The organism is Streptomyces sp. NPDC093600 (genome assembly GCF_044764755.1).
GTDB lineage: Bacteria > Actinomycetota > Actinomycetes > Streptomycetales > Streptomycetaceae > Streptomyces.
The window spans coordinates 203700-229317 of record NZ_JBIWIU010000002.1 but is presented as its reverse complement, the minus strand read 5'-3'; the positions used below and the strand labels follow the sequence as shown (position 1 = coordinate 229317).

General features: G+C 72.9%; 25 protein-coding genes. 14 read left to right on the top strand and 11 right to left on the bottom strand.

The genetic code is table 11. The features are described 5' to 3' along the window. Positions 1–181: 181 nt before the first annotated feature. The 3 genes from ACIRB4_RS06695 to ACIRB4_RS06685 form a co-directional block, all read right to left on the bottom strand. Entirely contained in the window at positions 182–1471 is a 1290-nt protein-coding gene (locus ACIRB4_RS06695; RefSeq protein ID WP_403288917.1) for a deoxyguanosinetriphosphate triphosphohydrolase, read from the bottom strand. 37 nt (positions 1472–1508) lie between these two features. Next, on the bottom strand, positions 1509–2468 hold the full coding sequence (locus ACIRB4_RS06690) for a sirohydrochlorin chelatase (RefSeq protein WP_403288915.1): 960 nt from the start codon (positions 2466–2468) through the stop codon (positions 1509–1511). Between the two features lie 106 nt (positions 2469–2574). Beyond that, entirely contained in the window at positions 2575–3267 is a 693-nt protein-coding gene (locus tag ACIRB4_RS06685) for a hypothetical protein (protein ID WP_403288914.1), read from the bottom strand. A gap of 77 nt (positions 3268–3344) precedes the next feature. Here ACIRB4_RS06685 and ACIRB4_RS06680 point away from each other — a divergent pair, with 77 nt between their 5' ends. From ACIRB4_RS06680 to ACIRB4_RS06670, 3 genes are all read left to right on the top strand, one after another. Further along, complete coding sequence (locus ACIRB4_RS06680) at positions 3345–4106, top strand: aquaporin (RefSeq protein WP_403288913.1); 762 nt, start codon at positions 3345–3347, stop codon at positions 4104–4106. A 31-nt stretch (positions 4107–4137) separates the two neighbouring features. Further along, a complete protein-coding gene (locus ACIRB4_RS06675) occupies positions 4138–4971 on the top strand; it encodes a vancomycin high temperature exclusion protein (RefSeq protein WP_403288912.1) in 834 nt (277 codons plus the stop codon). A gap of 105 nt (positions 4972–5076) precedes the next feature. Continuing rightward, a complete protein-coding gene (locus tag ACIRB4_RS06670; RefSeq protein ID WP_403288911.1) occupies positions 5077–7245 on the top strand; it encodes a molybdopterin oxidoreductase family protein in 2169 nt (722 codons plus the stop codon). Here ACIRB4_RS06670 and ACIRB4_RS06665 read toward each other — a convergent pair. From ACIRB4_RS06665 to ACIRB4_RS06645, 5 genes are all read right to left on the bottom strand, one after another. Further along, positions 7199–7678 carry a gamma-glutamylcyclotransferase family protein gene (locus ACIRB4_RS06665; protein WP_403289621.1) on the bottom strand — a complete coding sequence of 160 codons (480 nt, stop codon included), beginning with the start codon at positions 7676–7678 and terminating at the stop codon, positions 7199–7201. The genes ACIRB4_RS06670 and ACIRB4_RS06665 overlap by 47 nt on opposite strands. Before the next feature lie 5 nt (positions 7679–7683). Next, complete coding sequence (gene cutA, locus ACIRB4_RS06660) at positions 7684–8007, bottom strand: divalent-cation tolerance protein CutA (RefSeq protein ID WP_403288910.1); 324 nt, start codon at positions 8005–8007, stop codon at positions 7684–7686. An 83-nt stretch (positions 8008–8090) separates the two neighbouring features. Further along, on the bottom strand, positions 8091–10046 hold the full coding sequence (locus ACIRB4_RS06655; protein ID WP_403288909.1) for an ABC transporter ATP-binding protein: 1956 nt from the start codon (positions 10044–10046) through the stop codon (positions 8091–8093). Then, a complete protein-coding gene (locus ACIRB4_RS06650) occupies positions 10043–11776 on the bottom strand; it encodes an ABC transporter ATP-binding protein (protein ID WP_403288908.1) in 1734 nt (577 codons plus the stop codon). The genes ACIRB4_RS06655 and ACIRB4_RS06650 overlap by 4 nt, the downstream gene beginning before the upstream one ends. Before the next feature lie 15 nt (positions 11777–11791). Then, positions 11792–12430, bottom strand: coding sequence for an NADPH-dependent FMN reductase (locus tag ACIRB4_RS06645; RefSeq protein WP_403288907.1), 639 nt, complete (start codon positions 12428–12430; stop codon positions 11792–11794). A 114-nt stretch (positions 12431–12544) separates the two neighbouring features. On the opposite strand from ACIRB4_RS06645, the gene ACIRB4_RS06640 reads away from it, so the two are divergent. The 5 genes from ACIRB4_RS06640 to ACIRB4_RS06620 all read left to right on the top strand — a co-directional run bounded on the left by ACIRB4_RS06640 (position 12545) and on the right by ACIRB4_RS06620 (position 17085). Further along, positions 12545–13303 (top strand): aminotransferase class IV, encoded by a 759-nt coding sequence (locus ACIRB4_RS06640; RefSeq protein ID WP_403288906.1) that lies wholly within the window; start codon positions 12545–12547, stop codon positions 13301–13303. Positions 13304–13397: 94 nt separating this feature from the next. Beyond that, positions 13398–15104: a right-handed parallel beta-helix repeat-containing protein gene (locus ACIRB4_RS06635; protein WP_403288904.1), complete on the top strand. Its 1707-nt coding sequence runs from the start codon at positions 13398–13400 to the stop codon at positions 15102–15104. Beyond that, positions 15101–15508: a hypothetical protein gene (locus ACIRB4_RS06630; protein ID WP_403288903.1), complete on the top strand. Its 408-nt coding sequence runs from the start codon at positions 15101–15103 to the stop codon at positions 15506–15508. The genes ACIRB4_RS06635 and ACIRB4_RS06630 overlap by 4 nt, the downstream gene beginning before the upstream one ends. A 247-nt stretch (positions 15509–15755) precedes the next feature. Further along, complete coding sequence (locus ACIRB4_RS06625; RefSeq protein ID WP_403288901.1) at positions 15756–16253, top strand: hypothetical protein; 498 nt, start codon at positions 15756–15758, stop codon at positions 16251–16253. Between the two features lie 202 nt (positions 16254–16455). Further along, positions 16456–17085, top strand: a complete 630-nt coding sequence (locus ACIRB4_RS06620; RefSeq protein WP_403288900.1) for a class F sortase — start codon at positions 16456–16458, stop codon at positions 17083–17085. Here ACIRB4_RS06620 and ACIRB4_RS06615 read toward each other — a convergent pair. Further along, the gene (locus ACIRB4_RS06615; protein WP_403288898.1) at positions 17080–17859 is read right to left on the bottom strand and encodes a sulfite exporter TauE/SafE family protein; all 780 of its coding nucleotides are present in this window, start codon (positions 17857–17859) and stop codon (positions 17080–17082) included. The two genes, ACIRB4_RS06620 and ACIRB4_RS06615, sit on opposite strands and share 6 nt — an antisense overlap. A 254-nt stretch (positions 17860–18113) precedes the next feature. Between ACIRB4_RS06615 and ACIRB4_RS06610 the strand changes: the two genes are divergently transcribed. The 5 genes from ACIRB4_RS06610 to ACIRB4_RS06590 all read left to right on the top strand — a co-directional run bounded on the left by ACIRB4_RS06610 (position 18114) and on the right by ACIRB4_RS06590 (position 23873). Further along, entirely contained in the window at positions 18114–19454 is a 1341-nt protein-coding gene (locus ACIRB4_RS06610) for an NAD(P)/FAD-dependent oxidoreductase (protein WP_403288897.1), read from the top strand. A gap of 1 nt (position 19455) precedes the next feature. After that, positions 19456–22002 (top strand): nitrite reductase large subunit NirB, encoded by a 2547-nt coding sequence (gene nirB, locus ACIRB4_RS06605; protein WP_403288896.1) that lies wholly within the window; start codon positions 19456–19458, stop codon positions 22000–22002. A gap of 6 nt (positions 22003–22008) precedes the next feature. Beyond that, positions 22009–22350 carry a nitrite reductase small subunit NirD gene (gene nirD / locus ACIRB4_RS06600; protein WP_403288895.1) on the top strand — a complete coding sequence of 114 codons (342 nt, stop codon included), beginning with the start codon at positions 22009–22011 and terminating at the stop codon, positions 22348–22350. A gap of 50 nt (positions 22351–22400) precedes the next feature. After that, positions 22401–22985, top strand: coding sequence for a TetR/AcrR family transcriptional regulator (locus ACIRB4_RS06595; protein WP_403288894.1), 585 nt, complete (start codon positions 22401–22403; stop codon positions 22983–22985). A 96-nt stretch (positions 22986–23081) separates the two neighbouring features. Further along, entirely contained in the window at positions 23082–23873 is a 792-nt protein-coding gene (locus ACIRB4_RS06590; protein ID WP_403288893.1) for an SDR family NAD(P)-dependent oxidoreductase, read from the top strand. A gap of 21 nt (positions 23874–23894) precedes the next feature. Here the strand turns inward: ACIRB4_RS06590 and ACIRB4_RS06585 are convergent, their stop codons facing one another. Together ACIRB4_RS06585 and ACIRB4_RS06580 are read right to left on the bottom strand one after the other, a co-directional pair. Continuing rightward, entirely contained in the window at positions 23895–24305 is a 411-nt protein-coding gene (locus ACIRB4_RS06585) for a VOC family protein (protein ID WP_403288892.1), read from the bottom strand. A gap of 128 nt (positions 24306–24433) precedes the next feature. Beyond that, positions 24434–24889, bottom strand: a complete 456-nt coding sequence (locus ACIRB4_RS06580; protein ID WP_403288891.1) for a group III truncated hemoglobin — start codon at positions 24887–24889, stop codon at positions 24434–24436. 71 nt (positions 24890–24960) lie between these two features. On the opposite strand from ACIRB4_RS06580, the gene ACIRB4_RS06575 reads away from it, so the two are divergent. After that, positions 24961–25578 carry a hypothetical protein gene (locus ACIRB4_RS06575; protein ID WP_403288889.1) on the top strand — a complete coding sequence of 206 codons (618 nt, stop codon included), beginning with the start codon at positions 24961–24963 and terminating at the stop codon, positions 25576–25578. The last annotated feature ends 40 nt before the right edge of the window (positions 25579–25618 follow it).

The window sequence follows — 25618 nt, the reverse complement described above, 5'->3', positions numbered from 1 at the left end:
CGACCGGTTCCACGCTACGCCTCCGGGCGTTCGGCGAGCCGTACCGCCCCGAGCCCCCGAACGAGCGTCCCGCACGCAGGGTGATGGCGGAAGGGGGCGAGTCGGGGACGTCCGGTCAAGATCCGGCGGACCCGGCGAGGCTTTTGGGACCCGCCCCGGACCCGGACCAGGACCCGCCCTCCTAGGGGTGGAGGCGGAGGCGGGCGTGGAGAGTGCGGGCGGAGGCGTCGGTCAGGGAGGAGATCTGGTCGACGATCACCCGCTTGCGGGCGCGATCGTCGCCCGCCGTGTCGAACAGGGCGCGGAACTGGGGGTCGAGGCCCTCGGGTGCGCGGGCGGTGAGCGCCTCGGCGAGTTCGGCGAGGACGATGCGCTGGTCGGCGCGGAGGGCTTCCTGCTCGGCGCGCTGCATGACGTACCGGTCGGCGACGGCCTTGAGGACGGCGCATTCGTTGCGGGTCTCGCGGGGGACGACGAGTTCGGCGTCGTACCGGGTGAGGCGGCCGCTGCCGTACCGCCGGCGGGTGGCGCCCTCGGCGGCGAGGCAGAAACGGCCGATCAGCTGGCTGGTGGCGTCCTTGAGGCGGGCCTGTGCGACGGCCGATCCGTCGTACCCGTGCGGCCACCACTCCTGTTCGACCAGGCGGTCGAGGGCGTCGGCGAGCTCCTGCGGGTCGGTGTCGCGCGGGACGTAGCGGCCGATGGCGACGGTCCAGATGTCGGCGCGCTCGGGCTCGGAGAAGAGCATGTTCGGGTCGATGTGTCCGGCGTGCAGGCCGTCCTCGAAGTCGTGGACGGAGTAGGCCACGTCGTCGGACCAGTCCATGACCTGGGCCTCGAAGCACTTGCGGTGGTCGGGGGCGCCGCGCCGGACCCAGTCGAAGACGGGCAGGTCGTCCTCGTACACACCGAACTTGGGCGAGTGGGGGTCGTCGGGGTGGCCGCCGCGCGGCCAGGGGTACTTGGTGGCGGCGTCCAGGGCGGCGCGGGTGAGGTTGAGGCCGACGCTGACGAGGTCTCCGCCGGCGTCCTGGACGAACCGCTTGGGTTCGATCCGGGTGAGGAGGCGGAGCGACTGGGCGTTGCCCTCGAAGCCGCCGCAGTCCTTGGCGAAGTCGTTGAGGGCCTGTTCGCCGTTGTGCCCGAAGGGCGGGTGGCCCATGTCGTGGGAGAGGCAGGCGGCTTCGACGAGGTCGGGGTCGCAGCCGAGGGCGGCGCCGAGTTCGCGGCCGATCTGGGCGCACTCCAGGGAGTGGGTGAGCCGGGTGCGGGGGCTGGCGTCCCAGGCGTGGCTGCGCGTGCCGGGGGTGACCACCTGGGTCTTGCCGGCGAGCCGTCGCAGGGCGCTGGAGTGCAGCACGCGCGCGCGGTCCCGCTGGAAGGCGGTGCGCCCGGGGCGCTTGTCGGGCTCCTCGGCCCAGCGTTCGGTCGCGGTGTCGTCATAGCCCGGGGTGTCCGTGATGCCTTCCATGCACCGAAGGTAACCGCCGGGACCGACAGACATGCCCTCAGGCGGAGGCGAGTTCCCGTGCGGAGGCGGGAGTGGGGGTGGGGGCGGGCGTGGCCAGGGAGCGGTCGTAGCGGTGGAGGACCAGGCGGGCCAGGGCGGGATGGGCGCCGAGGGGGGCGGCGGCGATCCAGGGGGCGTGGGCGGCGGTGCGGCCGGCGAAGAGGCCGGGGGCGGTGAAGCAGGAGGCGACGGCGATCCGGTGCCGGCCGCGGGCGGCGAGCAGGCGCAGGGCGTCGGGGACGGTGGGGGTGGCGGCGGAGGCGTACGCGGGGACGACGGGCACGCCGCCGAGGCGTTCGCCGAGGAGTGCGGCGGTGCGGCGGATGTCGGCGAGGGACTCGGGGTCGCGGGAGCCGGCGGCGGCGAGTACGACGGCGGCGGAGCGCGAGGCGCTGTCCTGCGGGGTCCAGCCCGCCTCTGCGAGCCGGTCCGCGAGAGCCTCGACGAGCAGCGGGTGCGGGCCGAGCGGGGCGGCGATCCGGGTCCGTACGGCGGGCGCGGTGGCCGCGGCCGCGGGCAGGTCGTGCTTGACGTGGTAGCCGCGTCCGAAGAGGAGCGGTACGAGTACGGCGTCCCGGCCGCCCTCCTCGGTGAGAGCGGCGAGGGCGTCGGTGAGGAGCGGGGCGTTCAGCTCGACGTGGGCGAGGCGGACGTCCAGGCCGGGGCGGAGCTCGCGGACCCGGTCGAGCAGCAGGGCGAGGGTGGCGCGGGCCCGGGGGTCGCGGCTGCCGTGTCCGACGGCTATGAGGGTGGGGGCGGTGGCGCTCATGAGCCGGCGCCTTTCGTCGGGGTGGCCCAGGGTGGCGTGCCCGGGGGCGGCGTGCTCGCGGGTGGCGTGCTCCCCGGTGGCGTCGGGGCGGCCGGTCGGGCGCATCTGGCTCAGCTGGACGCCGAGCTGCGCCGTGATCCGGCCGAGCAGGTCGGCGGTGCTGTCGAACGTGCTGTCCGGATCCGTCATGCACCGATCCTGACCGCCGCACGTTGCCTGCCCGTTGCGCGGGCGTCACGAGTGTTTACCGCGCCCTCACCCTCCCCCTCTCCGCCGCGTCAGGGGCGGGGTCGGGTCAGGCGCCGGTGTCCAGCCAGACGTGCAGCGGGCCGATCTCCGCGAAGCCGACGGAGAGGGCGGGCGCCAGATCGTCCCCCGACTCGTAGCCGACGGCGGGAACGCCGTCGGCCACCAGGCCCAGGCACCCGGTCCACACGTCGGCCGGGTCGGTCCCCTCGGCGGTGAAGACGTTGGAGAGGCCGGTCACGGGGCCGCTGTCGCTGAGCACCGCCCCGCCGACGATCCGGCCGTCCGCGCCGTACCCGGCGACCACGCGCGTCGCGGGGTCGGCGAGCAGTTCGGGGCGGAACAGGGCGACCTCGTCGGGGTCGTCGCCGCTCCAGGCGGCCGCCCAGGCGGTGAGTTCCTCCGGGGTGCGGACCGGCCGCCACGTCGCGGTGGGCGGCGGCAGGGCGAGTCCGGCGGGCCGGTGGATCCAACGGGCCTCGAACAGCAGCCGGAAGCCGTCGGCCGCCAGGTCGAGGCGGGCGAAGCCGTCCTTGACCGAGGCGCCGGGGGTGGAGCGGTCGATGCCGTCGAGGACGTCCCGTACCGACGCGTCGGCGGCGAGCGTCACGGCGTCGGGGTAGTACGGCGGGGTGCGGCGGCCGTTGGTCCAGGCCCGGGGGCCGAAGGCGCCGGGCCGGCCGTGGGCGCGGCACATCGTGTCGCACCACTCGGCGTTGTTGCGGACGGCTTCGATGATCATGCGCGGATCGTACGGCCGTCCTTCGAACCGCCACCCCTCCTTTTCACGCTTCCATATTACGGAATATATTTTCCACTATGAGAAGGTCTCCCTCCGCTCTCCCGACACTCCCCCGGCGCCTGGTCGCCGAACTCGTCGGCACCGCCGCCCTGGTGGCCGTCATCATCGGGTCCGGCATCCGCGCCGGCGATCTGAGCCAGGACATCGGCGTGCGGCTGCTCGCCAACTCGCTCGCCTCCGCCATCGGGCTCGGGCTGCTCATCACCCTCTTCGGCCCCCTGTCCGGCGGCCATCTCAACCCGGTCGTCACCCTCTCCGACTGGTGGTCCCGCCGGGGCGAGGACGGCGCCCCGGGCGGCCGGGAGGTCGGTCTCTACCTCGCCGCCCAGCTCGCCGGGGCCGTCACCGGCGCCCTGCTCGCCGAGGCGATGTTCGGGCGGACGCCGGGCGCCTGGTCCACCCAGGCGCGGTCGGAACCCCACCTCCTGCTCGGCGAGACGGTCGCCACCATGGGGCTCGTCCTGCTCATCGAGGGCCTGCGCCGCGCCGGCCGCACCGCGTTCGCCCCCGTCGCCGTGGCCGGGTACATCCTGGCGGCGATCTGGTTCACCTCCTCCGGCTCCTTCGCCAACCCGGCGGCCACCGTCGGCCGCGCGTTCTCCGACTCCTTCACCGGGATCGCCCCCGGCTCACTGCCCGGTTTCATCGGGGCGCAGCTCCTCGGCACCCTGCTCGGCATCGCCCTCGCGTCCGCGCTCCACGGCCCCGGGCACGGTCCCGGTCGCCACCCCGGCGAACCGAACGGTCCCGTTCTGCGTCGAACACGTCGGACGGGGTGACGGGGCGGGCGAGATCCACGGAGGTCGATCGATGCGAGGCGTACGGGTTCGGGCGCGGGTCCCCGCCCGACTGATCCGGGCCTTCGCCGGGCTGATCCGGGCCTTCGCCCGGCCGGGCGGAGCCGCCCGGCTGACGCGGGCGTGCGCCCGGCTGGTCCCGTTCGCCGCCCGGACGAGCGGAGCCGCCCGGCCGGGCCGGGCCGTTCGGCTGCCGCGCACGACCCGGGCCCGTCGACGGACCGTGCAGGCCCTCATGGTCGGCGCCGTCCTCGCGCTCGCCCCGGCCACCTGGACGCACGCCGTCGCCGACAGCCGGCTCCGTACCGCCGCCGACGTGCCCGCGCGGGACGTCGCCGTCGTCTTCGGCGCCGGCCTGTGGAAGGGCCGACCCACGCCGTACCTCGCGCACCGGCTCGACACCGCCGCCGAGCTCCACCGCTCGGGCAAGGTGAAGGTCGTCCTCGTCACCGGCGACAACAGCCGGGCCGAGTACGACGAGCCCGACGCCATGCGCGCGTACCTCACCGAACGCGGGGTGCCGGACGACCGGATCGTCAGCGACTACGCCGGCTTCGACACGTGGGACTCGTGCGTCCGAGCGAAGAGGATCTTCGGCGTCGACCGTGCCGTCCTCGTCACCCAGGACTTCCACGTGGAACGGGCCGTGGCCCTGTGCGGGGCGGCCGGTGTCGAGTCGTACGGCGTCGGGGTCGCCGAACCGCACGACGCCACCTGGTACTACGGCGGCGCCCGGGAGCTGTTCGCGGCCGGCAAGGCGGCCCTGGACGCCGCGCTGCGCCCGGACCCGCGCTTCCTCGGCGAACGGGAGCCCGGCGTGGCGGAGGCGCTGGCCTCGGCGGGGTAGCTCTCAAGCCCTCACCCCGGGGCGGGCCGCCGGCTGAGCACGATGCACCGTTCCCGTAATCCGGCGCGCCCCCGGCCGTAACACGCCCGTCGCACGCTCGGGTACATGTCCGAGGCTGTCACCATCCCCACGCACTGCCCCTACTGCGCCCTCCAGTGCGGTATGTCGCTGAGCCCCGCGGCGGGCTCCGTGGAGGTGGTCGAACGCACCGACTTCCCCGTCAACCGGGGCGCGCTCTGCGGCAAGGGCCGCACCGCCCCGGCCGTGCTCTCCTCCCGGGTCAGGCTGACCGAGCCCCTGGTCCGATGCCCTGACACGGGTGTTCTGAAGCCCGCCACCTGGGAGGAGGCCCTCTCCGCCGTCGCCGACGGTCTGCACCGGACCCGCGCCGACCACGGTCCCGACGCCGTGGGGGTCTTCGGCGGCGGCGGTCTCACCAACGAGAAGGCGTACGCCCTGGGCAAGTTCGCCCGGCTCGTCCTCGCCACCTCGCAGATCGACTACAACGGCCGCTTCTGCATGTCGTCGGCCGCGGCCGCGCACCACAGGGCGTTCGGGCTCGACCGTGGCCTGCCGTTCCCCCTGGAGGACATTCCGCGCACCGGCTGTGTGATCCTCGTCGGCTCCAACCTCGCCGAGACCATGCCGCCCGCGCTGCGCTACCTCACAGAGCTGAAGGAGAACGGCGGCAAGCTGATCGTCGTCGACCCGCGCCGCACCCGGACCGCCGAGCACGCCGATCTCCATCTCGCGCCGCGCCCCGGCACCGACCTGGCGCTCGCGCTCGGGCTGCTCCATCTGGTCGTGGCCGAGGGCCGCACCGACGAGGAGTTCATCCGGGAACGCACCGAGGGCTGGGAGGCCGCGCGGGCCGGGGCGATGGCCCACTGGCCCGAGCTGGTGGAGCGGATCACCGGGGTGCCGGTGCCGCTGCTCCGCGACGCGATGCGCATGTTCTGCGACGCGGAGACCGGCATGGTGCTCACGGCGCGCGGCCCCGAACAGCAGTCCAAGGGCACCGACACGGTCGGCGCGTGGATCAACCTCTGCCTGGCGACCGGGCGAGCGGGCCGGCCGCTGAGCGGGTACGGCTGCCTCACCGGACAGGGCAACGGCCAGGGCGGCCGCGAGCACGGCCAGAAGGCCGACCAGCTGCCGGGCTACCGGAAGCTGGACGACCCGGCCGCGCGGGCGCATGTGGCGAAGGTGTGGGGGGTGGCGCCGGAGTCGCTGCCGGGGCCGGGCCGCAGCGCGTACGAACTCCTCGACGCGCTCGGGCGCGATGTGCGGTCCCTGCTGCTCATGGGCTCCAACCCGGTCGTCTCCGCGCCACGCGCCGCGCATGTCGAGGAGCGGCTGCGCTCGCTCGACTTCCTGGCGGTCGCGGACGTGGTCCTGTCCGAGACGGCCGAACTGGCCGACGTGGTGCTGCCCGTCACCCAGTGGGCGGAGGAGACCGGCACCACCACCAACCTGGAGGGCAGGGTGCTGCTGCGGCAGCGGGCGCTCACCCCGCCGCCGGGGGTCCGCAGCGATCTGGAGGTGCTGCACTCCCTGGCCGGGCTGCTCGGCTGGGAGAAGGGCTTCCCGACGGACCCGGAGGAGGTCTTCGACGAACTCCGCCGTGCCTCGGCCGGCGGCCCCGCGGACTACTCCGGCATCAGCTACCGCCGCATCCGCGAGGAGAACGGCGTCTTCTGGCCGTGCCCGGAAGTCGTGGACCCGGCCGAGGCGGGGGCGCAGTTCGGGGACGGGGCTCAGGCCGGCGTCGCGGCCGGCACCGCGGCCCGCGTCGCCGGTGTCCATCCCGGGACCCCCCGGCTCTTTCTCGACCGGTTCGCCACGACCGATGGGCGGGCCCGGTTCGTCGCCGTCGTGCATCGGGAGGCGGCCGAGGAGACGGACGCCGAGTATCCGGTCGTGCTGACGACCGGGCGGGTCGTCTCGCAGTACCAGTCGGGGGCGCAGACCCGGCGGGTCGACGAGCTGAACGCGGCCGCTCCCGGCCCGTTCGTGGAGCTCCATCCGCGGCTCGCCGCCCGGCTGGGGGTGGCCGACGGCGAGCGGGTCGCGGTGGTCTCGCGGCGGGGACGGTCGGTGGCGCCCGCGCGGATCACCGCGACCATCCGGCCGGACACCGTCTTCATGCCGTTCCACTGGCCGGGCGAGGGCCGGGCCAACACGCTCACCAACCCCGCACTCGACCCCGTCTCGCGGATGCCGGAGTTCAAGGTGTGCGCGGTGCGCCTCGAAGCGGTGGAACCGACCGCGTGAACCAGTCGCCACCGGCGACGAGCGGCCCCAGCGGGACCCCCGGCGCGGCGAGGTAGACCCAGGCCCGTACGGCGGCCCCGTCCCGGGCCCGGACCACCTCCCGCTCCACCCGCTCGTACAGGTTGCGCGGATGGCCGGGCCCCCGGTACTCCTCCAGCCGGTCCAGTACGGCGAGCAGTTCGCCGTACGCGCCGGGCGCCGCGGTCACCAGGTCGCCCGCGATCCCGGCCCCGATCCCGCCCGCCGTGCCGGCAGTCCGGCCCTCGGCCGGTACGGCGTACGGATAGCCGGGCCCGTCGTACAGCAGCGCGCCCGTGAGCCGGGCGGATTCCTCGGCGACCGTGCGGCCGAGGAGGAACCGGTCGTGGTTGTACGCGCCCGGGCGCAGGGTGCCGTACACGAAGAACGGCAGCTCCCGCGCCGCGGTGCTCATGGTGCTCACGGTGCGACGGTCTCGGCCGCGAGCCACGCCAGATAGCCGGCGGAGCCGCGGACGACGGGGGTGGCGATGATCTCGGGGGTGTCGTAGTCGTGCGCGGCCAGGAGGTGGGCCTCCAGGGCGGCGTAGGCGGCCTCCGTCGTCTTGAACACGACCTGCCACTCCTCGCTCGTCTCGATCGCCTGCTGCCAGTGGTAGACGGAGGTCACCGGCCCGGAGACCTGGGCACAGGCCGCGAGGCGCGCTTCGACGGCGCCGCGGGCGAGCGCCTCGGCCTTCTCGGCGCTGTCGGTGGTGGTGAGTACGGTGAGTGCGAGGGTCACGCTCCTCACCGTACCCATCCGCGCGCCGGCTCCGCGCCCGTCAGCCCGTCAGGCCGTCAGGCCGTCAGGCCGTCGTCGGCCCGTCAGGCCGCGGGCGCGAACTGGGCGGCGTACAGCAGGGCGTAGGCCCCGCCCGCCGCCAGCAGCTCGTCGTGCGTGCCCTGTTCGACGATCGAGCCGTTCTCCATCGCCAGGATCACGTCCGCGTCGCGGATGGTGGAGAGCCGGTGCGCGATGACGAAGCTGGTCCTGCCCCGGCGCAGGGAGGACATGGCCCGCTGGATGAGGACCTCCGTGCGGGTGTCGACGGAGCTGGTCGCCTCGTCGAGGACCAGGATCACCGGCTCGGACAGGAACGCCCGGGCGATCGTGACGAGCTGCTTCTCGCCGGCGCTGAGACCGGCGCCGTCCTCGTCGAGGACGGTGTCGTACCCGTCGGGAAGCGTGCGGATGAACCGGTCGGCGTGGGTGGCCATGGCGGCCTCGACGATCCGTTCGCGGGGGACGTCACCGGGGACTCCGTAGGCGATGTTGTCGGCGATCGTCCCGCCGAACAGCCAGGTGTCCTGGAGGACCATGCCGATCCCGCTCCGCAGGTCGGCGCGGGACATCTCGGCGATGTCGACGCCGTCGAGCGTGATCCGGCCACCGGTCGTCTCGTAGAACCGCATCAGCAGATTGACCAGCGTGGTCTTGCCCGCGCCCGTCGGGCCGACGATCGCGACCGTCTGGCCCGGCTCCACCGTCAGCGACAGATCCTCGATGAGCGGCTTCTCCGGCTCGTAGCGGAAGGCCGCCTTCTCGAAGGAGACCCGGCCGGTGACCTGGTCGGGGCGCCGGGACACGGCCGGGCCTGCGGACTCCTCGTCGGCGTCGAGGAGGTCGAAGACGCGCTCGGCGGAGGCGACGCCGGACTGGAGCAGGTTGGCCATGGCGGCGACCTGGGTGACCGGTCCGTTGAAGTCGTACGAGTACTGGATGAACGCCTGGACGTCCCCGATCGACAGGGTGCCGGAGGCCACCCGCAGTCCGCCGACGACAGCGATGAGGACGTAGTTGAGGTTGCCGACGAACGTGAGGGCCGGCTGGATGAAGCCGGACATGAACTGGGCGCGGAAGCTCGCCGCGTACAGCTCGTCGCCGAGCTCGTCGAAGCGGGCCACGGCCTCCTCGCGCCGCCCGAAGGCGACGACCTCGGCGTGGCCGGTGAACATCTCCTCGACGTGGCTGTTGAGGCGGCCGGTGACGGCCCACTGCCGGACGAACTGCGGCTGGGCCCGCTTGCCGATCCTGGCCGCCACGACGACGGACAGCGGCACGGTCGCCAGCGCGACGAGGGCGAGCAGCGGCGAGATCCAGAACATCATCACCAGGACGCCGACCAGGGTGAGCAGCGCCCGGATCATCTGGCTGAACGCCTGCTGGAGGGTCTGGGTGATGTTGTCGATGTCGTTGGTGGTGCGGCTGAGGACCTCGCCGCGCGGCTGCTTGTCGAAGTAGGACAGGGGCAGCCGGGCGAGCTTTCCCTGGGCGCGCTCGCGCAGCCGGTGGCCGGCCCGCTGGACGACGGTCGTCGCGAGCCGCTGCTGCAGCCAGTTCAGCGCGGCGGAGCAGGCGACGAGCGAGAAGGCGAGGGCCAGGGCCCTGGCGAGCGCGGGGAAGTCGACGCCTGCCGGGCTGCCGGCGCCGGAGACGACGAGGTCGGTGGCGTGCCCGAGGATCAGGGGGCTGAGGACGGCGAGGGTGACGGCGGCCGTGGCGGCGACCAGCACGGCGAGGAGCCGGGCACGCTCGGGTGCCATGGTGCGCAGCAGCCGCAGTCCGGAGGAGCGGAAGTCCAGCGACCGTTCGAGGGCGGGGGTGCTCAGACCGGGCCCGCGCTGCGGGACGGCGGGGCCTCGGCGCTCGGGAGCGCGCCGCGGGACGGGGAGACCTCGGCGCTGGGAGCCGTACAGCTCCTTCCCGTGCCGCTCCTTCCCGTGCCCCTCCTTCCCGTGCCCCTCCTCCTCGTGCCGCTCCTCGCGGCGTGTGTCGCTCATGCCGCTTCCTCCTCGGTGAGCTGGGAGAGGACGATTTCCCGGTAGGTGGGGTTGTCGCGCATGAGTTCCTCGTGGGTGCCGCTGCCGACGGCGCGGCCCTGATCCAGGACGACGATCCGGTCGGCGCCGCGGATGGTGGAGACGCGCTGGGCGACGATGACGACGGTCGCCTGCGCCGTCTCCCGTGCGAGCGCCTCCCTGAGCCGTGCGTCGGTCGTGTGGTCGAGGGCGGAGAAGGAGTCGTCGAAGAGGTAGACCCGGGGGCGGGCGACCAGGACCCGGGCGATCGCGAGGCGCTGGCGCTGTCCGCCGGAGAGGTTGGTGCCGCCTTGCGCGACGGGCGCGTCGAGGCCTTCCGGGAGGGCCCGGACGAAGTCGGCGGCCTGGGCGACCTCCAGGGCGTGCCACAGCTCCGCGTCGCTCGCCTCGGGCCTTCCGTACCGCAGATTGGTCGCCACCGTGCCGGAGAAGAGGTACGGCTTCTGCGGGACGAGGCCGACGGTGCGGGCGAGCAGGGTCCGGTCCATGGCGCGTACGTCGACGCCGCCGACGCGGACCTCGCCGCCGGTCGCGTCGAAGAGGCGCGGGACGAGGCCGAGGAGGGTGCTCTTGCCGCTGCCGGTGGAGCCGATGACGGCGGTGGTGCGGCCGGGGAGGGCGGTGAGGTCCACTCCGCGCAGGACGGGTTCCTCGGCGCCGGGGTAGCTGAAGTCGGCGCCGGTGATGTCGAGCCGGCCGGGGCCGTGCAGTGCGCGGACGGGTGCGAGGGGCGGGGCGACGGAGGGCCGGGTGTCGAGGATCTCCTGGATGCGTTCGGCGCTGACCTCGGCGCGGGGCATGTGCATGAGCAGGAAGAGCACCATCATCACCGACATGAAGATCTGGAGCAGGTAGCCGAGGAAGGCGATCAGCGAACCGGCCTGCAGGGCACCGGAGTCGAGCCGGTGGGCGCCGACCCAGATGATGCCGATGGTGGCCAGCTCCCAGATGATCAGGACGATCGGGAACATCAGGGCCTGGAGGCGGCCGGAGCGCAGTCCGACCGCGAACAGTTCGTCGTTGGCGGCCGCGAACCGGCGCTGCTCGTGCCGGTCGCGGACGAAGGCGCGGACGACCCGGATGCCGGTGATCTGTTCGCGCATGATCCGGTTGACCCGGTCGACGCGCTCCTGCATGCCGCGGAAGAGGGGGCGCATGCGCAGGACGACCGCGCCGACGGCGCCGCCGATCAGCGGGACGAAGAGCAGCAGGAGCAGGGCGAGCGGGGTGTCCTGTTGGAAGGCCATGACGATGCCGCCGACGCACATCAGGGGCGCGGCCACGAGCATCGTCAGGACGAGGACGGTGAACGTCTGCACCTGCTGGACGTCGTTGGTGGTGCGGGTGATGAGGGAGGCGGTGCCGAAGCGGCTCATCTCCCGCGCGGAGAAGTCCTGGACGCGGCGGAAGGCGGTGGCGCGCAGGTCCCGGCCGATCCCCATGGCGATCCGGGCGCCGAAGTAGGTGGCGGCCGCCGCAGCGGCCGCCTGGAGGAGGGTGACGGCGGCCATCAGGCCGCCGCCGGACAGGACGTGGGCGGAGTCGCCGCGCAGGACGCCGTTGTCGATGACGTCGGCGTTGAGGGTGGGCAGGGTGAGGGAGGCGAGGGACTGCAGGAGCTGGAGGAGGACGACCAGGGCGAGGGTGCGCCGGTGGGGCCGCAGCCGGCCGGCGACGAGTCTCAGGAGCATGGGTGCGGATCCCTCTCAAGCCGCGTAGGCGCGGACGGCCTTGGCGTCCCGCAGGGCCCGCGCCCACCAGGCGATCTGGTCGAGCATCGTCTTGGCGGCGGCGTCGGCTCCGGTGGGGTCCTTGTGGCGGCCGTCCTCCCCGAACTGGCCGTGCACGTGGTGGAAGGAGACGGTGTCCCGGACGGTCGTGGCGTGCACCTCGGCGTAGACCTGGCGCAGCTGCTCGACGGCGCGCAGACCGCCGGAGATCCCTCCGTAGGAGACGAAGCCGACGGGCTTGGCCTGCCATTCGGTGAAGTGCCAGTCGATGAGGCTCTTGAGGGAGGCGGGGAAGGAGTGGTTGTACTCGGGGGTGAGGACGACGAAGGCGTCGGCGGCGGCGAGGACCGGGGAGACCTTGGCGAGTTCGGCGCGGACGGCGGCGTCGGGGTGGTGGGAGAGGGAGGTGGGCAGGTCGATCTCGGCCAGGTCGACGACGTCGACGGTGAAGTCGTCGCGGACGGCGGTCCGGCCGAGGAACCAGTCGGCGATGACGGGGCCGAACCGGCCCTCGCGGTTGGAGGCGACGATGAGGGCGAGCTTCAGCGGCGCGGAGGCACCGGCGGCGACGGGGTAGGCGGAAGGCGTGGAGTTCGCGGAGTTCGTGAGGTCCATGCCGATGATCGTGGTACCTCGACTTAACTTGAGGTCAAGCCCGGATTTCGGGGACGCGCCGCGGGCGTACGGTGGAGCCGTTTCGGTGACGCGCCGCGGGCATACCGTGGAGCCATGACGACGGCACCGCTCCATGTGGAGATCGACGGCTCCCCCGCCCCCGACCCCGAGCTGCTCGCCACCCTGACGGGCGGGTACGGCCACTTCACCGCGATGCAGGTACGCGACGGGCGGGTGCGGGGCCTGGGTCTCCATCTCGAACGGCTCGACCGCTCGACCCGCGAGCTCTTCGGCCGGGGGCTCGACCCTGGGCATGTCCGGTCGCTGCTCACCGGCGCCCTGGAGGCGGCGGGACGTCGGGACGCGGCGGCCCGCGCGTATGTGTACGAGGGTGTGCGCGTCGTCGTGTCCGTGCGGGAGCCGGCCTCGATGCCCTCCGCGCCGCAGAGCCTGAAGACCGTCGACTACTGGCGCCCGGCCGCCCACATCAAGCACGTGGGCGGCTTCGGCCAGAGCTACCACGGCGAGGCGGTCCGGCGGGCCGGATTCGACGAGGCCCTGCTGACCTCTCCGTACGGCGAGATCGCGGAGGGCGCGGTCACCAACATCGCCTTCTGGGACGGCGCTTCGGTGGTCTGGCCGTCCGCCCCGTGCCTGACCGGGGTCACGATGGCCCTGCTGGAGCCGCGCCTGCCGTCCGTGCGGCGCCGGGTCACGCTGGGGGACCTGCCAGGGTTCCGCGCCGCGTTCGTGACGAACTCCCGCGGGATCGCCCCAGTGGCCCGGATCGACGACGTCACCTTCGCCGGGGGCGAGGAGCTGATGGGGCGGGTGTACGGGGCGTACGAGTCGGTGCCCTGGGACGAGGTGTAGGACATGGGTGTGCGGGCAACTCCCCGGGGAGCCGCGGCCGTTCACCCGCTCCGGTACCATCGACCGCTCCAGGGGAGCGGCATGGGGGTCCGGAATGGTCGCGAGGTTCTTCGTCTCGCCGCACGGCGGTCGTCGCGCCCACCCCGACATCACGTCCGCTCTCCGCGCCACCGCCGGACGAGGCCGGGCGGCGCTGATCGAGATCGCCGCCGGCCGTTACGAGGAGGCGCTCACCGTCCAGGGCGAGGTCCGGTTGGTCGCGATCGAGGGCCCGGGCTCCGTGGTGGTGAGCCGGCCTCGCGGTGCCGCACTGGACACCTTCGGGTCGGTTCATGTCCACGGCCTCACACTGACCGGCCGGGACGGCGACGTCGTCGAGTGCCACGCGGGAACGCTCACTCTGGAGCACTGCGAGATCCGGGCGCACAACGGCGTCGCCCTGAACGCGAGGCCGAACACCTTCGTCACACTCCGGGACAGCGTGGTCCTGCACGGCCGCACCCTCTTCACCGGGAGCGGCGGGCTCGTCGAACGGTGCCGGTTCACCGGGGCCGCCGACAACGCGATCGCCGCGATCGACGGGGCCCACCTCACCGTCCGCGGCAGCCGGATCGAGGACAGCCGGATCCACGGAGTGCGGGTGCGCGACGCGCACGCCGAGGTCACCGGCTGCGAGCTGACAGGCACCGGGAAGGCGGCCCTCATGGCCGACACCCGGGCGGAGCTCATCGTGACGGAGTGCGCGATCGGCGGCGTGCACGGGGAGGGGATCATGTTCATCGAACAGTCCCGGGGATCCGTGGACGACACGCGTGTCACCGACGCGCAGCACGGGATCGGTGCGGCGAGCGGTGCCGACCCCGTGGTGCGCCGCTGCGTGTTCACCCAGTGCCGCGACACCGGCATCAACGTCCAGTCGTCGGCCCGGGGCAGGTTCGAGGACTGCCAGGTCGTCGACGCGGGCAACGTCGCCGTGTTCTCGACCAGGGGCGGCGCCCCCGAGGTCCACGGCGGCCGCATCACGGGAGGCAACGTCGGCATCGCCGTCACCGAGGGCGGCAGGGGCCGCTTCACCCGCATCGGGATCCAGGACCTGACGGGCACGGCGCTGCGGGTCCGGTCCGGATCCAGGGGCGTGTTCGAGCAGGTCCAGGTGGACCGCTGCCCGTCGGGCCTGGACACCGCCGGTGACGGCGGCACCACGGCCGACCTCTCCGACGTGGTGTTCCGCGACTTCGGCATCGCCGCGGTGACCGCCCTCGGCCAGTCCAGGGTCACCCTCAGGAACGTGACGGCGGAACGGGGGACGGCCGGCTTCGGTGTCGGCGAGGAGGCGCAGCTGCTGATCCACGACGGTCACGTCACAGCGGTCAGGGCCGGTGGGGCCGTCGCGTACGGCACGGCGCGGCTCGTCGCGAGGAACCTCACCGTGGACGGGACGGCGGGTACCGGCCTGTGCGGCTCCCACTCCGCATACCTGGACGTCACCGACGGCGCGTTCACCGACTGCGCGACCGCGGGAGCCGTCTTCGCCGACGAGAGCGCCGGGCGCCTGGTGGAGTGCTCCGTGAGCGGAACAGGGGGGACCGGCGTGCTGCACAACGGCCGCGTCGACCTCGTCTCGCTCCGTACGTCGCTGCCGGTCGTCAGGAAGACCGTACGCACGGTCGAGGTGGCCCCGACGATCATCCACCAGTACGACGGACCGGTCTTCCACGGCCCGGTCCACGGTGTCCAACTGGCGTGGAACAACGACCACGTCGTCCAGCAGCAGACCGAAGGGGACGGTTCCGGCTCATGAGCGATCCGCAGAACAGGCACAACCATGAGGGCCCGGTGTTCAACGCCGCCGTCTCCCATGCGCAGTTCGCGTGGAACAACGAGAACGTCACCCAGAACCAACAGGACAACAGCACGGTCGCGCCCGGCTACGAGGCGCTCGCCGCGCTGGTCACCGACCTGCTCCGGCAGCTGCCCCGGGCCGGTCTCACCGACCGGGACCGCGAGGACACCGAGGCGGCGGCCAACGAGGTCCTCGCGACGATCACCCGGCCGGACGACCCCGAGCCGGGCAGGGTGCGCCGCGCGGTCACCGCGCTCAAGGGAGCGCTGGCCCCGGTCGCGACGGGCGTCGTGGCCGGTACGGCGGTGGGGGCGCAGGAGTGGGCCCGGGCGGCGATCGAGGGTCTGACCGGCCTCGTCTGATCAGCGACCGCCAGGGGCCCCGGGGGGCACGCCCAGTGTCACCCGTTCGGCACGAGTCGCCGACCGACGCCCCGTAAACCGCGCTGACCTGCGTAAACAATGGTGAGGCAAGGCGACACACCGCACCGGACGGCGTAATTCTGACCGTCCATCAGCAGGCGCGTGGCGCGCCATGGCTCTTACCTCGGTCCTAGGAGACGGCTCGGAACGGCCGCTCGGAAGACCGCTCGCGCGCCACGGAGGACCCATGCGCAACCCTGCCCGCCCGCTCACCGGTACCGTGCTGTCGGTCGTCGCGATCGGCGCTCTCGCCGCGCCGACGGCGTACGCCGGGGACTACCAGACCCTGGAGGTCTATCCGTCCTCCGCGACACCGGGCACCACCGTCACCGTCAACACCCTCGCCTGCGGGCCGAAGGGGCACGGCATCGGTGACGCCCAGTCCCTGGGCGCGGGCGAGTTCCGGCTGAACCCGAGCACGCACAAGGAGGTCGTGGTCGGGCAGTTCACGGTGCCGCAGCACGCCAAGCCGGGCACCTACGGCATCAGTGTCGCCTGCGACAACGGCAAGACGGCCCGCGGCGACCTCGTCGTCAAGCACCGGGGCCCGAGCGGGCATGTGAAGACCGGTGTCGGGGGCAGCGTCGGCCCCGACACCGCCCAGATCACGGCGGGCGCGGCGGTGCTGGCCGCGGCTGCCGTCGGCGGTACGTGGCTCCTGCGTCGCCGGGCGAGCGGCACGTAGGCCCGCCGGGACCGACCGACGGATCAGGGCCGGACCGGCCCCTGGCCCCCGGCCCGAGATCCGCCGGACTCCCCCGGCCGTACCGCACGTCCTGCCCCCGCCGCGCGCCCGCATACGGCCCGGCGGGGGCAGGGCCACATCCTCGTACCCCGGAGCAGGGCCCCGTCCGGTCCTGTACCTCGTACCCCGGAGAAGGAGCCGCGTGAGCACCAAGAGCAAGGGCTGGGGCATAGCGGTCGCCGCGTGCGTCGGCATCTGGCTCGTCCAGAACGGCTCGGAGAACGTCACCCCGCCCGTCCCCTCCGCCGCCCAGGCGTTCGCCGCCGGGCCCAATCAGCACACCGACGCCGCCGCCGATCCGCTGCCGCCCTCGGCGCCGGTCCGGCTGCGGATCCCCGAGATCGACGTGGACGCCCCGGTGATGGGGCTCGGCCTGGGCGCGGGCGGTTCGCTCGACGTGCCGCCGGAGGGCGACCGCAACATCGCCGGCTGGTACGAGGAAGGCACCCCGCCCGGCGCCAAGGGCACCGCGATCGTCGCCGGCCACGTCGACAACGCACGGGGGCCCGCCGTCTTCTACGCGCTGGGCGCGCTCAAGAAGGGGAACAGGATCGAGGTGGACCGCCAGGACGGCCGCACCGCGGTCTTCACCATCGACGCCGTCGAGGTCTACGACAACAAGGACTTCCCTGACGAGAAGGTCTACGGGGAGCGGGACCGGGCCGAGCTGCGAGTGATCACCTGCGGCGGCGGGTTCTCCGCGAAGTCCGGTTACCAGGGGAACGTGGTGGCCTTCGGCCATCTCATCGGCGTACGCGAGGCGGCCTCATGACCACTGGTCGAAGGCGAGCTTCGCGACCAGTGAGAAGACCACGAACAGCAGCACCCCGCGGACGAACTCGGCGCCCTTGCGGAGCGCCATCCGCGCGCCGATCATCCCGCCCGCCAGATTGAACACGGCCATGATCGCGGCCAGCTGCCAGAGCACCGTGCCCTGGTAGGCGAACATCGCGAGCGCGCCCGCGTTGGTGCAGACGTTCACGATCTTGGCGGTGGCGGAGGCGGTCACCAGGTCGAGATGGAGTACGGCGGTGAGCGCCAGGACCAGGAAGGTGCCGGTCCCCGGGCCGAACAGGCCGTCGTAGAAGCCGATGCCCCCGCCGACGAGCACGATCGCGGCGACGATCCTGGCCCGGCCGACGGGCGCCCTGTTCTCGCCCTGGGTGCCGAAGGCGGGCCGCAGCATCACGAAGGCGGCCACGCCCAGCAGCACGACCATGATCACCGGGCGCAGGACGTCGCTGCTGATCCCGGCGGCGAAGAAGGCCCCGCCCATCGACCCGGCGAGCGCCGCGAGCCCGATCCGTACCGCCGTCGCCACCCGCACCGGCGCCTTGCGGACGTAGGTGACGGCGGCGCCGGACGTGCCGACGATCGCGACGGCCTTGTTGGTGCCGAGGATGTGCGCGGCCGGGACCTGCGGGAGCCCGAGCAGCAGCGCGGGCAGCAGGAGCAGCCCTCCTCCGCCGACCACGGCATCGATCCAGCCGGCCACGAGAGCGGCCGCGCAGAGCAGGACGAGAGTGGTCAGGGATATGTCAGGCATGGCCGCGAGCCTAAGGGAGGGGATGGTTGTGCCGTCCATCGATCCCTGGAGTGCTGAGCTACATCTGAGGTTGTGCCGTGATCGCCGGTATACGAGCGGCCGCCGCCGGCCGGCGGCCGGGCCTCACCTCCCGCCCCCGCCCCCGTGAGGGGCGCGCGCCTCACAGCGCGCTCCCGCCGGAGCTGAGATCAGCGTTCCGTACGGGAAACAGTCGGGATGCCGACGGGTAACACCCGCCCCGCACTCTTCGAGACATGAGTACACGGATCGTGGTGGTCGGAGGCGGAACGGCGGGCGCCCGGCTCGCCCAGCGCCTGCCGGTCACCCTCCTCGGCGAAGAGCCGCACGCGCCCTACAACAGGGTGCTGCTCGCGGACGTCCTCGCCGGGCGGTACGAGCCCGAGGTGATCGCGCTGCCCGCTCCCCTGGAGCCGGTGCGGCGCGGGGTGCGGGCGGTGCGGATCGACCGCGCGGCCCGGACCGTGGAGTGCGAGGACGGGACGGCGGTCGGCTACGACCGGCTGGTCCTGGCGACCGGCTCCAACCCGGTGCTGCCGCCGCTGCGCGGACTGCGCGGCTCGCGGCTGCCGTCGGGCGTCCACCCGTTCCGTACGCTCGACGACTGTCTGGAGCTGCGCGCGCTGGTACGGCCCGGTGTCCGCGCGGTCGTCATCGGCGGCGGGCTCCTCGGGGTCTCCGCCGCCCGCGCGCTGGCCGCGCTGGGCGCCGAGGTGGTGCTGACCCAGCAGGGCGAACGCCTGATGGAACGGCAGCTGGACGCCCACGCCTCCGAGCTCCTCCGCGAGCACGTGGAGTCCCTCGGGGTCGAGGTCCACACGGAGTGCCGGGTCAGCGGTCTGCGCCAGGAGGGCGGCGCGGTGACGGCCGTCGAACTCGCCGACGGCTTCGTGCTCGACGCCCAGGTCGTGGTGCTGGCCTGCGGGGTCAGGCCGCGCATCGGGCTCGCCCGGGACGCCGGCCTCAAGGTCCGTACCGGCATCGTCGTCGACGACGAGCTGCGGACCTCCGATCCGTTCATCCACGCCATCGGCGACTGCGCGGAGCACGACGGCCGGGTCTACGGCCTGGCGGGCCCGGCCCTGGAACAGGCGGACGCCCTGGCGGGCGTCCTGCACACGCAGGCCGCCGTGCCTTCCGTTGTGGGCAATCGTTCCGCTGGGGCGAGGGGGGTCCCCCCGGACGGAGTCTGGGGGAGGGTGGGCACAACGGACGGCGCCCTTGCGGGCGCCTCCGCCCCAGGCGGTTCGGTACCCACGACGACGGTCCCCGGATCTGCCCGGCCCCACTACACCGGCACCCGGGCCCTGACCCGGCTCACGCTCGGCGGTCCGGTCTCGCTCGACCTGGCGTCCTTCGGCGAGGCCACCCCCCGGCCGGGCGACGACGTCGTCCAGCTGACCGACGCCACCCGCCGCGCCTACCGCAAGGTCGTCGTCCGCGGCGACCGACTGGTCGGCGGCGTACTCCTCGGCGATCTCGCCGCGGTCGGGGCGCTCGCCCGGGCCTGGGAGGGCGACGAGGCCCTTCCGCCCGCTCCCCTGCTCCACCTGCTCACCCATGACGGAGGCTCCTGAGATGTCGACCAAGCCCGTGCACACCCCCACCGTCGTCCTGGTCGGCCACGGAATGGTCGGCCAGCGCTTCCTGGAGGCGCTGGCGGACCGGGGCGTCACCGAGCGCGCGCGTGTCGTGGTGCTCTGCGAGGAGCCCCGCCCCGCCTACGACCGGGTCCAGCTGACCTCCTACTTCAACGGCCGCACCCCCGACGATCTGTCGATGGTCGAGGACGGCTTCATGGCGAAGCACGGCATCGAGCTGTACGTCGGTGACCCGGCCGAGACGATCGACCGCGAGGCCCGTACGGTCACCGCGCGCTCCGGGCAGGTCTTCCCGTACGACACGCTGGTCCTGGCCACCGGCTCGTACCCGTTCGTCCCGCCCGTCCCCGGCAGGGACGCGCGTGGCTGCTTCGTCTACCGGACGATCGAGGACCTCCTCGCCATCGAGGAGTACGCCAAGACCTCGACGACCGGCGCGGTCGTCGGCGGCGGTCTGCTCGGTCTGGAGGCGGCCGGCGCGCTCAAGGGGCTCGGCCTCGACACCCACATCGTCGAGTTCGCGCCGCGGCTGATGCCGGTGCAGGTCGACGAGGGCGGCGGCGCCGCGCTGCTGCGCACGATCGAGCAGATGGGGCTGAGCGTCCACACGGGCACCGGCACCCAGGAGGTCGTGACCGAGGACGGCGCGGTCACCGGGATGCGCCTGTCGGACGGCTCCGAACTGGCCGTCGACATGGTGGTGTTCTCCGCGGGCGTACGGCCCCGGGACCAGCTCGCCCGCGACTGCGGCCTCGCGGTCGGCGAGCGCGGCGGTATCGCGGTCGACGAGCGGTGCCGTACCTCCGACCCCGCCGTGTACGCGATCGGTGAGTGCGCGCTGGCGTCGGACGGCAAGGTGTACGGCCTGGTGGCGCCCGGCTACGAGATGGCGCTGACGGCGGCGGCAACGATCGCCGAGGAAGCCGACGAGGACACGGCGGGCTTCACCGGCGCCGACATGTCGACGAAGCTGAAGCTGCTCGGTGTGGACGTGGCCTCGTTCGGCGACGCGCACGGCACCGCCGAGGGCTGTCTCGACGTGGTCTACTCCGACTCCCGCTCCGGCGTCTACAAGAAGCTCGTGGTCGACGGCGAGGGCGTGCTGCTCGGCGGTGTGCTGGTCGGCGACGCGGATTCGTACGGCATGCTGCGGCCGCTCACCGGCTCCGTGCCGCCCGTCTCCCCCGAGCAGCTGGTACTGCCGGCGGGCGCAGGGGCGCCGGTCGCGCTCGGCCCGTCGGCGCTGCCGGACGACGCCGTGATCTGCTCCTGCCACAACGTCACCAAGCACGCGATCACCCAGTGTTCGACGCTGCCCGAGGTGAAGAAGTGCACCAAGGCCGGTACGGGCTGCGGCAGTTGCGTGAAGCTGATCGGCCAGCTGCTGCCGGCCGCCACCGACAAGGGGCTGTGCGGCTGCTTCTCGTACACCCGCAGCGAGCTGTACGAGATCACCCGCACCCTGCGGCTGACCTCCTTCGCCGAGCTGATCGACTCGCACGGGCGGCCTGAGGCGCGCGGCGGTGACGGCTGCGAGGTCTGCAAGCCGACCGTCGCCTCGATCCTGGCGTCCCTCGCTCCGGCACTGGAGCTGGGCGGCTACATCCTCGACGGCGAGCAGGCCTCCCTCCAGGACACCAACGACCACTTCCTCGCCAACATGCAGCGCAACGGCTCGTACTCGGTGGTGCCCCGGATCCCGGGCGGCGAGGTGACGCCGGAGAAGCTGATCGTGATCGGCGAGGTGGCCCGGGACTTCGGGCTCTACACCAAGATCACCGGCGGGCAGCGGATCGACATGTTCGGCGCCCGCGTCGAGCAGCTCCCGGCGATCTGGACCCGGCTCGTCGACGCGGGCTTCGAGTCCGGTCACGCGTACGGCAAGTCGCTGCGGACGGTGAAGTCCTGCGTGGGGCAGACCTGGTGCCGCTACGGCGTCCAGGACTCGGTGAAGATGGCGATCCAGCTGGAGCTGCGCTACCGCGGCCTGCGCTCCCCGCACAAGCTGAAGTCGGCGGTCTCCGGCTGCGCCCGCGAGTGCGCGGAGGCGCAGTCGAAGGACTTCGGCGTCATCGCGACGGCGAGCGGCTGGAACCTGTACGTGGGCGGCAACGGCGGCGCGACCCCGCGCCACGCGGATCTGCTGGCCCAGGATCTCTCGGACGCCGAACTGGTGCGCCTGATCGACCGGTTCCTGATGTTCTACATCAGGACGGCCGACCGTCTGGAGCGCACCTCGACCTGGCTGGAGCGCCTGGAGGGCGGGCTCGACCACCTGAAGGACGTGGTGGTGCACGACTCGCTGGGGCTGTGCGACGAGCTGGAGTCCCTGATGGCCGCGCACGTCGAGGACTACCAGGACGAGTGGGCGCAGACCCTGGACGACCCGGAGCGGCTGCGCCGCTTCGTCTCCTTCGTCAACGCGCCGGACGCGCCGGACCCGTCGGTGAAGTTCGTACCGGAGCGCGACCAGATCAAGCCGGACCTGACGGTCCTCACCATCGGAACTCTGGAAGGGGTCTGAAGCCCGATGAAGCTCGAACTCTCCCACGACGTCGAGGCCGACGCCTGGACGGTGATCTGCGACGAGGCCCGGCTCACGCCCGGCCGGGGCGTGGCGGCGCTGCTGCCCGACGGCCGGCAGGCGGCGCTGTTCAAGGACCGCGCGGGCCGTGCGTACGCGATCGACAACCGTGATCCCTTCACCGGGGCGCAGGTGCTGTCCCGGGGGCTGCTCGGCTCGGCCGGCGGGCGGCCGTTCGTGGCCTCGCCGCTGCTGAAGCAGCGCTTCGACCTGGAGACGGGCCGGTGCCTGGACGACGACGAGGTGGCGGTGGCGGTGTATCCGGTCCGTACGACCCCCCGCGACTGACTCGGCCGTCGACTTGACCGTACGTTCCAGATCGCTCTAGGGTCCTGGTCGTGGCCAGGCCCAAGGAATTCGACCCGGAGGCCGCGCTCCAGTCAGCTCTCGACCTGTTCTGGCGGCGCGGCTACGAGGCGACGACGATGTCGGACCTCGTGGAGCATCTCGGGATCGGCCGCGCCAGCATCTACGCCACCTTCGGCAACAAGCGCCAGCTCTACATGAAGGCGCTGGAGCGCTACTCCACGACGCGCGACCCGCAGATGACCGAGGAGCTGTCCCAGCCGGGGCCGGCCCTGCCCGCCATACGCGCTCTCGTACGCCGGTTCGCGGTCGAGGCGGGGGCCGACGAGACCCGCCTGGCCGGGTGTTTCATCACCAACTCGGCGGCGGAGCTGGGTCCGCACGACGGCGCCGTGGCGCGCCGGGTGGAGCTGAACTGGGAGCAGATAGAGACCCTGCTGCACGCCGCGCTCGTCCGGGCGCGCGCCCAGGGCGAGCTGCCCGCGGACCGTGATCCGCGGGCGATGGCCCGGATGCTCCTGGTGCTGATGCAGGGCATCCGCCTGGTCGGCAAGGCCTCGTCGGACCCGACCAGGGTCAGGGACGCCGCGGAGCAGGCACTGGCTCTGCTGGACTGAGTCAGGGGCGGGACGGGCGCCGGTGGGCGCCCTTCTTTTCGGCCCAGATATTGGAACGTACGTTCAAGTATTTTCTTCTCAGGGAGTTGTCACCGCATGTCCGCACGCACGTCCCCGTCCCCGCGCACGTCCGCACGCTTCACCGACAGGACCGTCCTGGTCACCGGCGGCGGGACCGGTCTGGGGCGGGCCATCGCGCTCGCCTTCGCCGCCGAGGGGGCGAAGGTCGTCGTCTCGGGCCGCACCGCCGGCACCCTGGACGAGACCGTGTCCCTGATCAAGGCCGACGGCGGCACGGCGGCCGCCGTCACCGCCGATGTGTCCCGCGCGGAGGACGTCCGCGCGCTGGTGCGCCGGACCGTCGAGCTCTTCGGCGGCCTCGACGTCGCCGTGAACAACGCCGGCGTCTTCCGGGGCGGCCACGCGGCCGCCGACTTCCCCCTGGAGGACTGGCAGACGCTGATGGACATCAACGTCACCGGTGTCCTGCACTCCCTGCAAGCCGAGGTCGCCCACATGCGCGCCAACGGCGGCGGGGCCATCGTCAACATCTCGTCCAACCTCGGCCCGCACGTCCGTGTCCCGGGTGTCTTCGGCTACCAGGTCTCCAAGGCAGCGGTCTCGGCGCTCACCCGCGCCGCCGCCCGCGACCACATCGCCGACGGCGTCCGGATCAACGCGGTCAGCCCGGGCAGCTCGGACTCCACGATGTCGCTGCTGCCGGGCGAGACCGAGGCCGAGCGGGAGATCCGCATGAAGGAGCAGTCGCCGCTCGGCCGCATCTCGGCCGCCTCGGAGGTCGCGGCCGCGGTCCTCTACCTCGCCTCGGAGGAGTCGGGCTCGGTCGTCGGCACGGACCTCGTGATCGACGGGGGCGTCTCGGCCTGACGACACACCTGCCGGGGCGGGTCAGCCCTCCACGGCGGCGGGGTCCATCCAGATCAGCTCCCAGTGGTGGCCGTCGGGGTCCGTGAAGGAGCGGCCGTACATGAAGCCGTGGTCCTGCGGCTCCTTCGCCGGGGACCCGCCGGCGGCCAGGGCCGCGTCGGCCAGCTCGTCGACCTTCTCCCGGCTGTCGGCGCTCAGCGCGAGCAGCACCTCGGTGCTCTTCGTGGAGTCGGCGATCTCCTTGCCGGGCTTGGTGAACTCCCGGAAGCGGGGCTCGGTCAGCAGCATCGCGAAGATCGTGTCGCTGATGACCAGGCACGCTGTGCTCTCGTCGCTGAACTGCGGGTTGAAGGAGTAGCCGAGCTTGCTCCAGAAGCTCTTCGAGGTCTCCAGGTCCTTCACGGGCAGGTTCACGAAGATCATCTGAGTCATGGTCGTCTCTCCTCTGGCGTGCTCTCGGGGATGCGCTCCGTAGGGGCGCTTTCAAGAGGTAAGACGGCGGGGGCGCACGGAACTCATCGCCGCCGGAGGATTTTTCTCCGGCGGCATTCTCAAGGGCCTTACGTGGGGAAGCGCAGTTCCAGCGCCGCCAGCGGGACGAAGCCGGGGCCCTCGCCGCTGGTACCGGCGTCCCGGCCCGCGAGCCGGTGGAGCATCGCGAGGGCGATCCGCTCGCCCTGCGCCTTGGCCCGCTCGGCGACCGGCCCCCGGTGGAGGCCGTCGACGGCGGCGCGCCAGAGCTGGACCCAGCGCCCGAAGTGGGCGGCGGTGAGCGGGCGGGCCGCGTCCAGGGCCGCGTGCGGGGTGAACGCGTCACGGTCGTAGCCGGCCGTGCGGAAGAGCGCGCGTTCCCAGAAGTCGGCGATCCGGGGCAGATGGACCTCCGGGTCCGTGCCGGCGATCCGGGTGAAGTACGGGCCGATCAGCGGGTCCGCGAAGGCCGCCGTGTAGAAGCGCCGGAGGAGGACGTCGAGGTCGTGGCGGTCGCCGAGGTCCCGGGCGCGGATGGTGCTCATCTCCCCCAGTCTGCCCGCATGTGCGGCGTCCATCCAATGCCGAAGTTCTCCGCTCCGGATAGCGTCGGAGAATGAGCCCCGCAGGGAAGAAGATCACCGAGAAGCTGTCGGACGAGGCCCTGGCCGGTGCGACCGGCAAGGGCTGGGCCGAGTGGTTCGCCCTGCTCGACGCCTGGGGCGCGACGGAGCGCGGGCACACCGAGATCGCCCGCCACCTCGTCGACGCCGAGGGCGTCAGCGGCTGGCACGCGCAGTCGATCACGGTCGGCTACGAGCAGGAGCGCGGGATGCGCCAGGTCGGCCAGTCCAGCGGCGGCGACTGGCAGGCGAGCGCGAGCAGGACGGTGAACGCCCCGGCCGAGCGCTGCACGGCCGCCTTCGCCGACGAAGGTCTGCGCCGCCGCTGGCTCCCGGACGGCGAGCTGGAGGTGCGCACGCACCGTCCGGGAGTCTCGGTCACGGCGGACTGGGACGGCGGCACCAGCCGGATCGCGGTCTATCTCACCGCGAAGGGCCCGGCGAAGACCCAGGTCGGCATCGGCCACACCAGGCTCCCGGACGCGGACGCGGTGGCCGCCTACAAGGATTTCTGGCGCGAGCGCCTCGGTGCGCTCAAGACCCTGCTGGAGTCCGAGAGCCAGGACCCCGGTACGCCGCCGGAGCCCGACGACCGGGACCCCAGCGGCTGAGCGTCCGGCTCACCCTTGCCGTACCGGACTGACGTTCTCC